At 69.5% G+C, this 13,171-nt stretch carries 11 protein-coding genes and 2 tRNA genes; 8 read left to right on the top strand and 5 right to left on the bottom strand.

Annotated elements, in window-relative coordinates; all coding sequences use genetic code 11:
* Nucleotides 1-23: 23 nt before the first annotated feature.
* The 4 genes from thrC to argS all read right to left on the bottom strand — a co-directional run bounded on the left by thrC (nucleotide 24) and on the right by argS (nucleotide 5,661).
* A complete protein-coding gene (gene thrC / locus ACFUUZ_RS16420; RefSeq protein ID WP_378696878.1) occupies nucleotides 24-1,118 on the bottom strand; it encodes a threonine synthase in 1,095 nt (364 codons plus the stop codon).
* Nucleotides 1,115-2,464, bottom strand: coding sequence for a homoserine dehydrogenase (locus tag ACFUUZ_RS16415; RefSeq protein WP_378696876.1), 1,350 nt, complete (start codon nucleotides 2,462-2,464; stop codon nucleotides 1,115-1,117). The genes thrC and ACFUUZ_RS16415 overlap by 4 nt, the downstream gene beginning before the upstream one ends.
* A 73-nt stretch (nucleotides 2,465-2,537) precedes the next feature.
* Nucleotides 2,538-3,956 (bottom strand): diaminopimelate decarboxylase, encoded by a 1,419-nt coding sequence (gene lysA, locus ACFUUZ_RS16410; protein ID WP_378696874.1) that lies wholly within the window; start codon nucleotides 3,954-3,956, stop codon nucleotides 2,538-2,540.
* Between the two features lie 46 nt (nucleotides 3,957-4,002).
* Nucleotides 4,003-5,661 carry an arginine--tRNA ligase gene (argS, locus tag ACFUUZ_RS16405; RefSeq protein ID WP_378696872.1) on the bottom strand — a complete coding sequence of 553 codons (1,659 nt, stop codon included), beginning with the start codon at nucleotides 5,659-5,661 and terminating at the stop codon, nucleotides 4,003-4,005.
* Nucleotides 5,662-5,756: 95 nt separating this feature from the next.
* On the opposite strand from argS, the gene ACFUUZ_RS16400 reads away from it, so the two are divergent.
* From ACFUUZ_RS16400 to ACFUUZ_RS16375, 6 genes are all read left to right on the top strand, one after another.
* Nucleotides 5,757-6,665, top strand: a complete 909-nt coding sequence (locus tag ACFUUZ_RS16400) for a DUF3105 domain-containing protein (protein WP_378696870.1) — start codon at nucleotides 5,757-5,759, stop codon at nucleotides 6,663-6,665.
* Nucleotides 6,662-7,384, top strand: a complete 723-nt coding sequence (locus tag ACFUUZ_RS16395) for a DUF305 domain-containing protein (protein ID WP_378696868.1) — start codon at nucleotides 6,662-6,664, stop codon at nucleotides 7,382-7,384. Before ACFUUZ_RS16400 ends, ACFUUZ_RS16395 begins: the two co-directional genes overlap by 4 nt.
* Before the next feature lie 49 nt (nucleotides 7,385-7,433).
* Nucleotides 7,434-7,506: transfer RNA gene (locus tag ACFUUZ_RS16390), tRNA-Arg, on the top strand.
* Between the two features lie 297 nt (nucleotides 7,507-7,803).
* On the top strand, nucleotides 7,804-9,858 hold the full coding sequence (locus tag ACFUUZ_RS16385) for a GNAT family N-acetyltransferase (protein WP_378696866.1): 2,055 nt from the start codon (nucleotides 7,804-7,806) through the stop codon (nucleotides 9,856-9,858).
* A 62-nt stretch (nucleotides 9,859-9,920) separates the two neighbouring features.
* Nucleotides 9,921-10,394, top strand: a complete 474-nt coding sequence (locus ACFUUZ_RS16380) for a hypothetical protein (protein WP_378696864.1) — start codon at nucleotides 9,921-9,923, stop codon at nucleotides 10,392-10,394.
* A gap of 248 nt (nucleotides 10,395-10,642) precedes the next feature.
* Nucleotides 10,643-11,233, top strand: a complete 591-nt coding sequence (locus ACFUUZ_RS16375; protein WP_378696862.1) for a hypothetical protein — start codon at nucleotides 10,643-10,645, stop codon at nucleotides 11,231-11,233.
* A gap of 36 nt (nucleotides 11,234-11,269) precedes the next feature.
* On the opposite strand, the gene ACFUUZ_RS16370 is transcribed toward ACFUUZ_RS16375, so the two are convergent.
* Nucleotides 11,270-11,341 (bottom strand) — tRNA-Cys (locus ACFUUZ_RS16370).
* 89 nt (nucleotides 11,342-11,430) lie between these two features.
* Between ACFUUZ_RS16370 and ACFUUZ_RS16365 the strand changes: the two genes are divergently transcribed.
* Entirely contained in the window at nucleotides 11,431-11,997 is a 567-nt protein-coding gene (locus ACFUUZ_RS16365) for a MarR family winged helix-turn-helix transcriptional regulator (RefSeq protein ID WP_378696860.1), read from the top strand.
* Between the two features lie 169 nt (nucleotides 11,998-12,166).
* Entirely contained in the window at nucleotides 12,167-13,159 is a 993-nt protein-coding gene (locus tag ACFUUZ_RS16360; protein ID WP_378696858.1) for a hypothetical protein, read from the top strand.
* Nucleotides 13,160-13,171 lie beyond the last annotated feature (12 nt).

Raw genomic sequence — 13,171 nt, 5'->3', positions numbered from 1 at the left:
CTGGCTGTCGCGCGGGGTCACCGTCAGGCCAGCTCGAGTTCGGCCGCGACCCGGATCGGGTCGACCGGGATGGCCTGCACCTCCGGCATGCCGGAGAGCGCGGTGTCCGGGTCCTTGAGGCCGTTGCCGGTGACGGTGCAGACCACGGTCAGCCCCGGCTCCAGCCAGCCCTCGGCGCGCGCCGCGAGCAGCCCGGCCACACTGGCCGCCGACGCGGGCTCGACGAAGACGCCCTCGCGCGCCGCCACCAGCCGGTACGCCGCCACGATCTCGTCGTCGGTGGCCGCCCGGAAGGCGCCGCCGGACTGCTCCTTGGCCTCCACCGCGCTGTTCCAGGAGGCGGGGGCGCCGATCCGGATGGCGGTGGCGATGGTCTCCGGGTCCTTCACCGGTGCGCCGTTGACCAGCGGCGCGGCGCCCGCGGCCTGCACGCCGAGCATGCGCGGCAACCCGGCGGTGACGCCGTCGGCGTAGTACTCCCGGTAGCCGCGCCAGTAGGCCGTGATGTTGCCCGCGTTGCCGACCGGGAGCGCGTGTACGTCGGGGGCCCGGCCGAGCACGTCGCAGATCTCGAAGGAGGCGGTCTTCTGCCCCTCGATGCGCGCCGGGTTCACCGAGTTCACCAGCCCGACCTCGGGGAACTCCGAGGTGACCTTGCGGGCCAGCTCCAGGCAGTCGTCGAAGTTGCCCTGCACCTGGATGATCTTCGCGCCGAGCATGACGGCCTGGGCCAGCTTGCCCATGGCGATCTTGCCCTGCGGGATCAGCACCGCGCAGTGCAGCCCCGCCCTGGTGGCGTAGGCCGCGGCCGAGGCGGAGGTGTTGCCGGTGGAGGCGCAGAGCACCGCCCGCTGCCCGCGGTACTTGGCATCGGTCATGGCCATGGTCATGCCGCGGTCCTTGAACGAGCCGGTCGGGTTCGCCCCCTCGACCTTCAGGTACACCTCACACCCGGTGAGCTCGGAGAGGTGCGGGGCGGGCACCAGCGGGGTGCCGCCCTCGAGCAGCGTGACCGGCTCCCAGTCGGCCGCGCCCGCGAGCCGGTCGCGGTAGGCCGCGATCAGCCCTGGCCAGCGGGAGTGCACCCCTGCCTGCGGTGCGACGCCAGTCGTACTCATTCCTCGGTGCCTTCCAATCTCAGGACGCTGGTGACTGATGTGACGGATTCCATCTCCGCCAGGGCGGCGACGGTGTCCGCGAGCGCCGACTCCACCGCGTGGTGGGTGACGACCACCAGGCGCGCACCCTCGCCGTGCCCGCCCTGCCGGACCGTCGAGATGCTCACCCCGTGGGCGGCGAACTCGCCCGCGACCTTCTCCAGGACCCCGGGTCGGTCTTCGACCTGCAGGTTCACGTGGTATCGGGTGGGCGTGTCGCCGATCGGCGCGATCGGTAGCTCAGCATAAACCGATTCACCGGGCGCGCGACCGCCGTAGAACTTGTTCCTGGCCGCCATGACCAGGTCGCCGAGGACCGCCGACGCGGTCGGGGCGCCGCCCGCGCCCTGGCCGTAGAACATCAGCCGCCCCGCGGCCTCGGCCTCGACCACCACCGCGTTGAAGGCGCCGCTCACCGTGGCCAGCGGGTGCTTGCGCGGGATGAGCGCCGGGTAGACCCGCACCGAGACCCGCTCCTTGCCGCCGTCGGCGGGCGCGGGCTCGCCCGGCCCCTCCGGCACCCGCTCGCAGATAGCCAGCAGTTTGACGGTGCAGTGCACCGCGGAGGCGGTCTCCAGGTCCTCGGCGGTGATCTTCGAGATCCCCTCCCGGTACACGTCCGCGGCGGTGACCCTGGTGTGGAAGGCGAGCGTGGCCAAGATGGCGGCCTTGGCCGCGGCGTCATACCCCTCCACGTCCGCGGTGGGGTCGGCCTCGGCGTAGCCGAGCCGGGTCGCCTCGGCCAGCGTCGCCGAGTAGTCGGCGCCGGTCTCGTCCATGGCGGAGAGGATGAAGTTGGTGGTGCCGTTCACGATGCCGACCACGCGGTTCACCCGGTCGCCCGCGAGCGACTGGATGAGCGGCCGCACCACCGGGATGGCGCCCGCCACCGCGGCCTCGAAGTACAGGTCGGCGCGGCTGCGCTCGGCGGCGGCGGCGAGCTCGCCGGTGTAGTCGGCGAGCAGCGCCTTGTTCGCGGTGACCACCGACTTGCCCGCGTTCAGCGCGGCCAGGATGAGCCTGCGCGGCGGGTCGATGCCGCCGATCACCTCGACCACCACGTCGACGTCGTCCCGCGCGACCAGCGCGTCCGGGTCGGTGGTGAGCAGCTCCGCGGGGATGCCGCGGTCGGAGAGGCTGCGCACCGCGACGCCGCGCAGCACCACCGGCGCGCCGACCCTGGCGCGCAGGTCGTCGGCGTGGTCGCGCAGGATGCGCACCACCTCGGTGCCGACATTGCCCATGCCGAGCACGGCCACCCCGATCGGCCGATCGGGTCCCCACCCGCCCTGCGGGACTTCGGTCATGGTTCCACCTCCGTATCGATGCGCCGGGCCCCCCGCGCCGGGGCTGTGGCGCGGGGCGCGCGGACGCGCGTCATCAGACCTCCAGCGAGAGCAGGTCCGCGATGGTCTCGCGGCGCAGCACCAGCCGCGCCGCACCGTCGCGCACGGCGACGACGGCGGGGCGGGTCAGCTGGTTGTACCGGCTGGACATCGAGTAGCAGTAGGCGCCGGTGGCGGCGACCGCCACCAGGTCGCCCGGCCCGGCGTCGGCGGGCATCCAGGTATCGCGGATCACGATATCGCCGCTCTCGCAGTGCTTTCCGACCACCCTGGCGACCACCGCGGGCGCGTCGGAGGTGCGCGAGACCAGCCTGCAGTCGTAGTCGGCCTGGTACAGCGCGGGCCGGATGTTGTCGCTCATGCCGCCGTCGACGCTGACGTAGCGCCTGCGCTGGCCGCCCTCCAGCGACACGTCCTTGACCGTGCCCACCTCGTAGAGCGTGACGGTGCCCGGCCCGGCGATGGCGCGGCCCGGCTCCACCGCGATGGTCGGCACCGCGAGCCCGGCGCGCGCCGCCTCGGCCACCACCAGCTCGCGCAGCTTGGCCGCGAACTCCGGCAGCGGCGGCGGGTTGTCGGTCGGCAGGTAGGAGATGCCGAGGCCGCCGCCGAGGTCGAGCACCGCGATCTGCGCGGTGCGCTCGGCGCCGAACTTGTCCACCGCGTCCCGGAGCAGCCCGAGCATGCGCCGCGCGGCGATCTCGAAACCGTCCAGTTCGAAGATCTGCGAGCCGATGTGGCTGTGCAGCCCGACCAGCCGCAGGTTGTCGGCTTCGAAGACCCGGGCCAGCGCCTCCATGGCGTCGCCACCGGCGATCGAGAAGCCGAACTTCTGGTCCTCGTGCGCGGTCGAGATGTACTCGTGCGTGTGCGCCTCGACGCCGACGGTGACCCGGACCAGCACGTCCTGCACGGTGCCCGCGCGGCCCGCGACCGCCTCCAGCCGCTCGATCTCGATCAGCGAGTCGACCACCACGTGCCCGACCCCGGCGGCCACCGCCGCCTCCAGCTCGGCGACGGACTTGTTGTTGCCGTGCAGCGCGATCCGGTGCGCGGGGAAGCCCGCGTGCAGCGCGATAGCGAGCTCGCCGCCGGAGCAGACGTCGAGCGAGAGCCCCTCGTCCCGGATCCAGCGCGCGATCTCGCCGCAGAGGAACGCCTTGGAGGCGTAGTGCACCCGCGCGTCGGGGCCGAAGGCGCGCACCATGTCGCGGCAGCGGGAGCGGAAGTCGTCCTCGTCCACCACGAAGAGCGGGGTGCCGAATTCCTGGGCCAGCTCGTCGACGCGGACCCCGGCCAGGGTGACGACGCCGTCCGCGCCGCGCTCGGCATTGCGCGGCCAGACGTGCTCGGGCAGGTCGATCATGGCGCTCGGGTCGGCCGGGCGCTCCGGCAGGTTCGGCGAGTTCGGGATCTCGGAGGCGTGCCGCGGTCCGGCGGGATGGGCGCTCATCGGTGGTCCTTTCCGGCCGCGCGGTGCGCGCCTGCGACGGGGGTGGTCACATCCGCTCCGGGGCGGTGACGCCGAGCAGCCCGAGGCCGTTGGCGAGCACCTGGCGGGTGGCGTTCACCAGTACCAGGCGGGCGGCGTTGGTCGGCGAGACCGGCTCGTCGCCGAGCGGGAGCACCCGCAGGTTCTTGTTGGTCTGGAACCGGTGGTAGGTGCCTGCCAGCTCCTCCAGGTAGCGGGCGACGCGGTGCGGCTCGCGCAGCTCGGCCGCGGTGCCGAGTACCCGCGGGAACTCGCCGAGGGTGCGGATCAGCTCGCCCTCCTCGTCGGCGGTGAGCAGCGCGAGGTCGGGCGCGACGTCGGCGAAGCCGAACTCCGCCGCGTTGCGCCCGATCGAGGCGGTGCGGGCGTGCGCGTACTGCACGTAGTACACCGGGTTCTCGGCGCTCTGGCTGGTCCACAGGTTCAGGTCGATATCGATGCTGGAGTTCACCGAGCTGCGCACCAGCGAGTACCTGGCGGCGTCGACGCCGATCGCCTCGACCAGGTCGTCGAGGGTGACCACGGTGCCCGCCCGCTTGCTCATCTTGACGGCCTGGCCGTCGCGGACCAGGTTCACCATCTGGCCGATCAGCACCTCGACGGTGGCCGGGTCGTCGCCGAACGCCGCCGCGGCCGCCTTGAGCCTGCCGATGTAGCCGTGGTGGTCCGCGCCGAGCATGTAGATGCAGAGGTCGAAGCCGCGCGCCCGCTTGTCCTGGAAGTAGGCGATGTCACCGGCGATGTAGGCGGAGTTGCCGTCGCTCTTGATGACCACGCGGTCCTGGTCGTCGCCGTACGCGGAGCTGGCGATCCACCAGGCGCCGTCCTTCTCGTACAGGTCGCCGGAGTTCTTGAGCGTGTTCACCGCGCGCTCCACCGCGCCGGAGGCGAAGAGCGACGACTCGTTGAAGTAGACGTCGAAGTCGGTGCCGAAGTCGTGCAGCGCCTGCTTGATCTGCGCGAACATCAGCTCGACGCCCTCGCGCCGGAACAGCTCGAGGCGTTCTTTCTCGGGCAGTGCGGCAGCGTCGGGGTGCGCGGCGGTGATCTGCCCGGCGATCTCGCCGATGTAGGCGCCCGCGTAGCCGTTCTCCGGGGTCGGGGCGCCGGTGGCGGCGGCGACCAGGGACTGCGCGAAGCGGTCGATCTGCGCGCCGTTGTCGTTGAAGTAGTACTCGCGGGTGACGTCGGCGCCCTGCGCGGCCAGGATGCGGCCGAGCGCGTCGCCGACCGCGGCCCAGCGGGTGCCGCCGAGGTGGACCGGGCCGGTCGGGTTCGCCGAGACGAACTCCAGGTTGATCCTGGTGCCCGCCAGGGTCCGCGCGGTGCCGTAGGCCGGGCCCGCGGCGAGCACCCGCTCCACGATCGCGCCCTGCGCGGAGGCGGCGAGCCGGATGTTCAGGAAGCCGGGGCCCGCGACTTCGGCCGAGGCCACCCCGTCGGCCGCGGCGAGCGCCTCGGCCAGCCAGGACGCCAGGTCACGCGGGGCGACCCCGGCAGGCTTCCCGACGCGCATCGCCAGATTCGTGGCATAGTCGCCGTGATCGGGATTACGGGGACGCTCCACGGTGACCTCGTCGGGCAGCACCGCGGGATCGAGCCCGCGTTCGACGAGCACCTTCGCCGCGGTACCGCGAAGGAGATCTGCAAGGTCAGCTGGAGTCACGAGTCTCTATCCTATGGTCTTGGCGGGTGTGCACCGCAGGTGGGCACCGCGCGGCCATGCCCATTTCCGTCACGTCGAAAGAAGCACAGCGAGCGATGCCGAGTAGTAACGCCCCGAGGTCGTCCGGTGCCTCCAAGTCGGCGAAAGCCGTCCGCGCCGCCGGGAAGGTCGCACCGTCCGGCAAAGGTGGTGACCGCAAGGGCGGCGGCGGACCCGGCGGCCTGAAGAAGCGGCAGATCCCCTGGATGACGATCGGCGCGGCCGCGGTCATTGTCGCACTCGTCGGCGCGCTCGCCTACAACCTGGTCCCCAAGTACCAGGAGCAGGCCGAGCTCGACCGCTTCACCCCCAGCGCCGAGCGCCAGGACCCGTCCGACCAGATCGACGGCGTGGTCAAGCAGGAGTACCCCGCCGGGCTGCACATCGGCCCGACCCAGCGCGTCGCCTACGACAAGACGCCCGCCTTCGGCGGCCCGCACGACTCGTCCTGGGCCACCTGCACCGGCGTCGTCTACGACAAGGCCATCCGCACCGAGAACGCGGTGCACTCGCTGGAGCACGGCGCGGTCTGGATCGCCTACAACCCCGACAAGGTGGACAGCGCGGGCGTCGAGACGCTCGCCGCCAAGGTCGAGGGCAAGCCGTACACCCTGATGTCGCCGTACCCCGGCCTCGACTCCGCGATCTCGCTGCAGTCCTGGGGCCACCAGCTCAAGCTGGAGAGCGCCGACGACAAGCGGATCAACCAGTTCATCACCGCGCTGCGGCTGAACAACTACACCTACCCCGAGGTCGGCGCGGACTGCTCCACCATCGCCTTCGACACCGACAACCCGCCGCCCTTCGACGCCACCCCGCCCGGGCCGGACGCGGTGCCCATGGACGGTGCCGGGCTGACCCCCGACCAGGGCGAGCTGGGCGGGCTGCCCGGCGGTATCCCCGGTCTGCCCGGCATGCCGGGCAACGAATTCCCGGTGCCGGGCACGCCCGGCGTGCCCCAGTGAGCGGGGAGTCCGACACAGCGGAGCGCTCGGAGACCGAGCGGCCGGAGTCGCTGGCGGGCCAGTTCCGCCGTCAGCGCACCGCCCTGCTGGTCTTCGGCGTGCTCGGCGCGATGCTCATCGGCTTCGCGTTGGGCGCGCTCGCCCGGCTCCCCCTCGACGGCGCCCGCCAGGCCGATCCGGGGCCGGTCGACGTCGGATTCCTCCAGGACATGTCCGCGCACCACGCGCAGGCGGTCGAGATGGCCGGCGTGCTCCTGGTGCGCAGCACCGACACCGACGTGCGCCGGCTCGCCTACGACATCCTCACCACCCAGCAGAACCAGGTCGGCCGCATGCAGGGCTGGCTCCAGCTCTGGAACGAGCCCGCCCAGAGCACCGACGGCCACATGGCCTGGATGACCTCCCCCGAAGGCGGCCACTCCCACGGCGGCTCGTCGTCCCCCGCCGCTCCCGTGGCGGTGATGCCCGGCATGGCGTCCCAAGAAGAACTCGCCAGCCTCCGCCAAGCCGTAGGCCCCGGCCTCGACACGCTGTTCCTCCAGCTCATGCTCCGCCACCACCAGGGCGGCCTGGAGATGATCCGCTACGCCGCCGACCACGCCGAGACCACCCCGGTCCGCAGCCTGGCCGGAACCATGGTGCAGACCCAGCAGGGCGAATCCCAGCTCATGAGCGGCATGCTCGCCGCCCGCGGCGCGGAACCACTGCCCCTCAGCTGACGTTTTGGTGGGCCGGGGAGCCATGCGTTACGCTTCATCCCGCTATCCCGCCCTCGTAGCTCAGGGGATAGAGCGTCTGCCTCCGGAGCAGAAGGCCGCAGGTTCGAATCCTGCCGAGGGCACAGTTCGAAGGCCCCGATCTCTCGTGATCGGGGCCTCCGTCATTCCAGCGAGCTGTCGACGAACCGAGCTCATCGAGTTCGCCGGGGTAGCCACAGCTGGTCGCTAGCTCTTGGTGCCCGACGCATCGGCTTCCTGTGGGCTCGCACCGCAAGTATGGATCCGTGTAATCCGGCCTCGCGCTGGCAGCGGTGAACATGATCGAGACCCTCCAGACACGCAGACGGCCCCTCGTCGGGTCACCGAATCGAGCGAAATCTTCTCTGCGCCAATCGCTTGGCCGGTAATGTACTCACGCTATGGGGGAGACCGAGATCGTCGAGGTTGTGCCGAAGGCTCCGGAACTCGAACAGATCACGAAGTTGGCCAAGCGGTACAGCGGCACACTGGGGATGATGCCTGTCGGCGCCTTCGAAGAGGCTGCCTACCGCAGCAGCCTGCTCGCCGCGCTGGTCAACGGGCAAGTGGTTGGCTATGCCCTCTTCCGACTGCCGAGGAACAACCAGGTCGTACTGTCGCATCTTTGCGTGGACTCAGAAGCGCGGAAGGTAGGAGTTGCACATGCGTTGATCACGCGCATCCGGCACGATCATCGATCGCGGCTGGGGATCAGAGCGAAATGCCGCGACGACTACCTCCTCGGGGCGATGTGGCGAGCACTCGGCTTCGAAGCTCGTGGCACGGCCGTCGGCCGTGGCAGGGACCGCAGCCCGATGACTGTGTGGTGGCTGGATCACGGGCACCCGGATCTGCTGAGTCTGCTCACCGACGAGAAGACATTGATCGATGAGCCCGAGACGCTCGAAGTGGCTCTCGACCTGAACATTCTCATGGACCTGCACACCCGGCAGTGGACAACCGGTGCTCAGCGGTCTCAGGTGCTTCTCGCTGACCATCTGCACGGTCGTCTCCGCTTGGTGGTCACCGAGGGCGTCAACCGGGAACTTGCACGTCACTCGCCGGAGAAGCGGCGACCGATCGAGACAGCGGCGCGCCGCTACCCCCACCGCGAAGCTGCTCCGCATGCGGCAGAGTCGTTGTTCGAACAACTGATGTCAGTCGCTTCCGGTGAGGGCATGTCTGTTCAAGATGAAGGCGATCTGTGGCAGATCGCCGAAACGGCGGCGGCCGGCATCGGTGTCCTATTGACCTGGGACGAAGCGATGATCCAGCGCTTTCGACGAATCCGAACGCTCGTGCCGAACCTCCGATCTTTTCGCGTGCTGAACCCCGACAATCTCGTCACGCATCTCGATGAAGTTGCCCAAGCGTGGGCATATCAACCGGCCCGTTTGCAAGGCAGCGATTTCGACCAGTTCCGCGCCACTGCCGATGACGAGCATAAACTGTTGGGATTCCTCGGGAAACACACGGGTGAGCAACGAACTCAGCTCCGCGAGCTGTTACGAAGGCTGGCGCGCAAAAACGTCGCTCGGTGGCTTATCAAGGCTCATGACGAAGCGCCGATCGCATGCTTTGCGAGCAACCTCGATGGCAAAGTACTTCGTGTACCATTGCTGAGGATTGCTCAACATCCACTATCGGAGACTATCGCCCGACAGTTGCTATGGCTGCTGCGCCAGGATGCCAGACAACACGGCGCCCGGGCCATCGAAGTATCTGATCAACACGTAGGGAAAGTGCTTGCGCGCGCGATGACCTACGATGCTTTTCACGAACAAAATGACCGGCATTATGCTTGGGTCCTGCCCGTTTGCGGTAGCAGCTACCAGGTCGAGCAAGCATCTATCGAAGCACGTCAGCTGGTCGGCGCACCGTCGGGGCCGCTTCTTCGACCCGGCATGTCGGCACAGGCAGCTTCAGGAATTGAGCGCTCCTATTGGCCCGCGAAACTCGTCGACAGCACCCTCCCGCACTTCATCGTCCCAATCCAGCCACGCTGGAGTAGCGAATTGCTGGGCTATCCCTTGCAGCTCACCACTCGACGGCCGGAACTATCACTTGGTCGAGAACAGGTGTACTACCGAGCCGCCGACAAGAAATTCACAGCACCGGCGCGCGTCATATGGAGGGTCAGCCAGAGCAAATCAGGTACTGCAGAAATAATCGGCACATCCACTCTGGATGCCCTTGCGGTCGACACTCCCGAAAGATTACATGAGTTGTTCGAGCGATACGGGGTGCTCGATCTTACCGCATTGATTCAACTGGCCAACGGGAAGCCATATCTACAAGTACTGCAGTTCTCGGACACCGAACTATTCGAACGACCGATCTCGGCAAGCGAATACAGAGCACTCCGCGAAATACACGGAGGCCCGAAAACTTTCTACGGTCCGAATCGCATATCGGCGGCCCTCTTTGCCGCCCTCTACGAAGCCGGTACCGCATGACCCCAGCGATCCTCGACCACACTCTTTCGAACACACGTTCGCATGCCTTAGAGTATGGCGGCATGACAGCAGGACAGGTTGCCGCCGGGGGAAGTCCGCTCGAACTACGTCCGCTGCTGCTGTCGCTTCGGCCCAGATTCGCAGAAGCGATCCTCGATGGCAGCAAGACAGTCGAACTTCGCCGAACACGGGTGTCCGCTCCTTCCGGCACACTGCTGGTTCTGTACGCGAGCTCGCCCGTTATGGCAGTAGTCGGAGTAGCCACCCTGGCCGATCGAGACACGGCCAGCCCCTCCGCTATCTGGCGGCGACACCGGCACCACATAGGCCTGAGCCACGCAGAGTTCACCGACTATTTCGAAGGGACCGAGCAAGCCACCGCGATCTCGGTGATTGCACCTCATTCGTTGCCGAGCCCATTGACCCTGGGGCAACTCCGCGCGCACTCCGCGTTTCAGCCTCCGCAGAGTTATCGCTACCTCGCCGCGACCGACCCTTCACCGCTGACCGAGCTGGCTCTGGCGTGGTCGAACTGACAACAGTTGGGTGCAGGGCGGAACGGGTGGGGCTGCCGTAGGCTGCGGGGACAGCCGGGTTGGAGGACGCTATGAGCTATCCACCGTATGGATCGCAGCCGGATCCGAATCAGGGGTGGGGGGCACAGGGGCCCGGTTATTCGCCTGGGGGCGGGTATGGGCAGCAGCCGGAGTACGGGCAGGGGCAGGGCGGTTACGGGCAAAGCCCTGGGTATCAGCAGCCTGGATACGGGCAGAGTCCTGGAAATGTGCCGCCCGGGTACGGGCAGCAGCCGGGCTATGGGCAGCAGCCGGGCAATCCGCCCGGCTATGGGCAGCAGCAGTGGGGACAGCCGGGCTACGGGCAGCAGCCCGGCTACCCGGCGGGGCCCGGTCAACCTCGCCCCAGGAAGAGCCGGACCGGGCTGATCATCGGCCTGGTCGTTCTTTTCCTCGTCGTAGCGGGCGGCATCACCGCGGGCATAGTGCTCACCGCGCAGGGGAAGACCCCGCTCGCCTCGGACGAGAAGCAGATCGAGGTGGCGATCCGCGACTTCTACGAGCTCCTCGGCGAGGAGGGGTTCGCGGCGGCGGCCGCGACGGCGTGCGCCGCGGAGCGGGCAGAGTTCGACGCGTTGAGCGCGGAGCAGAAGAGCGAGTTCGACGAGACGCAGGTGTCGGTGGTGATCGAGGAGGTCACCGATGTGGTGATCACCGGGGATCGGGCGACCGCGACGGTCTCCGGGCAGATGACGTTGACGCTGCCTGGTTCGAGCCCGGACACCGATACCGACACCGAGGAGCACCTGAAGAAGGAAGACGGCACCTGGAAGATCTGCTCGTCGGACGATCAGGGCTGAACGGCAGGGCGCGGGAAGCGCCCTGCCGGTAGAAAGAGCGAGCGGCGGGAATCGAACCCGCGTAGACGGCTTTGCAGACCGTCGCCTAAGCCACTCAGCCACGCCCGCGTGACTGGGATAGATCCTGCGCGATGCCCCGATCCGGGAATACGGTTGCACTCAGGGTGATTCGAAGGGGGCGCCGATATGATCTCCCCATGTCCCGCCCACGCCCGCTGCCGCAGGATCCCATCGCGGAGGCGCACCGCCAGTGGACGGCGCACGGCTGGGGGGAGGTCGCGGACGGGATGGCGGCGGTGACGTCGCTGGTCAGGGCGCAGCAGATCGTGATGGCGCGGGTGGACGAGGCGCTCAAGCCGAGTGGGCTGACCTTCTCCCGGTACGAGCTGCTCCAGTTGCTCAGCTTCAGCCGCACGGGGGCGGTGCCGATGGCGAAGGCGAGCGAGCGGTTGCAGGTGCACCCGACCAGCGTCACCAATACCGTGGACCGGCTGGAGGCGGCGGGGCTGGTGCTCCGGGTGCCGCATCCGAGCGATCGCAGGGCCATTCTGATCGAGATCACCGAGCCGGGGCGCGCGCTGGTCGCGGCGGCCACCGAGGCGCTGAACAGCAATGTCTTCGCGCTGCCCGGACTGGCGCCGGAGCGGGTGCAGACGCTGCTCGAGCTACTCGCGGAGTTCCGGCGGGCAGCGGGTGACTTCGATGCGGGTGAGGACCCGGCGCACTGGGCTCCGGCGCGCGATCGGGTTCGCAGCACGGACTGACGCGCGCCGGGAGCGAACCGATACCGGCCCGAGCTTGGCACCGTGCCGGAAAGGGTTCACCATGAACGGCATGGTGCTGGTGCTGGGGGTATCGGCGGGTGCCGGAGGCGCCCGAGCGGTACTGACGCATTCGGATCAGCCACATCTGCCGCCGATCGACCGCTGTCACGTGCCGGGTACGCCGGACAATGTCGAGGAGGCCGTCTTCGAAGCCGTGCGGCTGATGCGGGCGGCCGCGAGCGCGCGCGACGAGCTGATCACCGGGACGGCGGTCACCTGCCGCTGCGCCCCGCACGCCGACACCGTGCGCGCCGCGGCGGGTACCGAGCGGCTCACCATCGTGGACGAGCCGCTGGCCCAGCTGCGCTACCTGCGGTTCTCCGGGCAGGTGAGCGATGAGGGGCCGGTGCTGCTCTTCGACCTCGGCAGCTCGGGGCTGACCCTGACGCACGCCGAGACCAGCACCGAGACGGTACTCGAGAGCCTGTACAGCGCCGGGGTGAGCGGCGACCGGTACGACGCACTGCTGCAGCAGCGGCTCGCGCACGACGGCGTGCTGCCCGGCGCGGACGCCGTGCGGCAGCACCGCGAGGCGCTGAGCCGGGCCAGGGTGGTCACCGCCAGCGACCCGGACACCGGCGGGCGCGCCGTCATCACCCGCAGTGACCTGGCCGAGCTGTGTTCGCAGAGCGTGCGGCGCTCGGCGACGCTGGTGCACCGGCTGGTGGACGATGCCGAGGAGCCGCCGCACGCGCTGGTGCTGCTCGGTGGGTGTGCGCGCAACCCGGAGTTGCGGGCGGAGCTGGCCGGGCTGGTGGACCTGCCGGTGATCTACGACCCGGAGCCGGAGTACGTTTCGGCGCGCGGGGCGGTGCTGGTCGCGGCGGGGCACCGGGGCGGTGAGGTGCGGATGCGGCGCAGGCGGGTCGGGGCGGCGCTGGCGGCGCTGCCCGCCAAGGCGGCGGCCGCCAGGGAGGCGGCCAGGCAGTCGGGGCCGGAGCACCGCGGTAGCCGGCGTGCGGTGCTGGCCGCGGCCGGTGTCACCGTTGTGCTCGGCGCCACCGTCGCCGGGCTGCTGATCTTCGACCGGGACGCCCCCGCACCGGCGGCGCCGCCCGCCACCGTCGAGGTGGCGGACCTGCCGACCACCACCCCCGGCTGAAACGCCGCGTGC

The sequence above is a fragment of the Nocardia sp. NPDC057353 genome (genome assembly GCF_042667085.1).
Classification (GTDB): Bacteria; Actinomycetota; Actinomycetes; order Mycobacteriales; family Mycobacteriaceae; genus Nocardia.
Note: the sequence above shows the minus strand (reverse complement) of the source record. Positions and strands in the feature narration are given on the sequence as shown.

Bases quoted from the DNA above. Each gene is read 5' to 3' on its own strand.
- thrC (WP_378696878.1), bottom strand. From the start codon at position 1,118: ATGAGTACGACTGGCGTCGCACCGCAGGCAGGGGTGCACTCCCGCTGG.
- ACFUUZ_RS16415 (WP_378696876.1), bottom strand. From the start codon at position 2,464: ATGACCGAAGTCCCGCAGGGCGGGTGGGGACCCGATCGGCCGATCGGG.
- lysA (WP_378696874.1), bottom strand. From the start codon at position 3,956: ATGAGCGCCCATCCCGCCGGACCGCGGCACGCCTCCGAGATCCCGAAC.
- ACFUUZ_RS16400 (WP_378696870.1), top strand. From the start codon at position 5,757: ATGCCGAGTAGTAACGCCCCGAGGTCGTCCGGTGCCTCCAAGTCGGCG.
- ACFUUZ_RS16385 (WP_378696866.1), top strand. From the start codon at position 7,804: ATGGGGGAGACCGAGATCGTCGAGGTTGTGCCGAAGGCTCCGGAACTC.
- ACFUUZ_RS16380 (WP_378696864.1), top strand. From the start codon at position 9,921: ATGACAGCAGGACAGGTTGCCGCCGGGGGAAGTCCGCTCGAACTACGT.
- ACFUUZ_RS16365 (WP_378696860.1), top strand. From the start codon at position 11,431: ATGTCCCGCCCACGCCCGCTGCCGCAGGATCCCATCGCGGAGGCGCAC.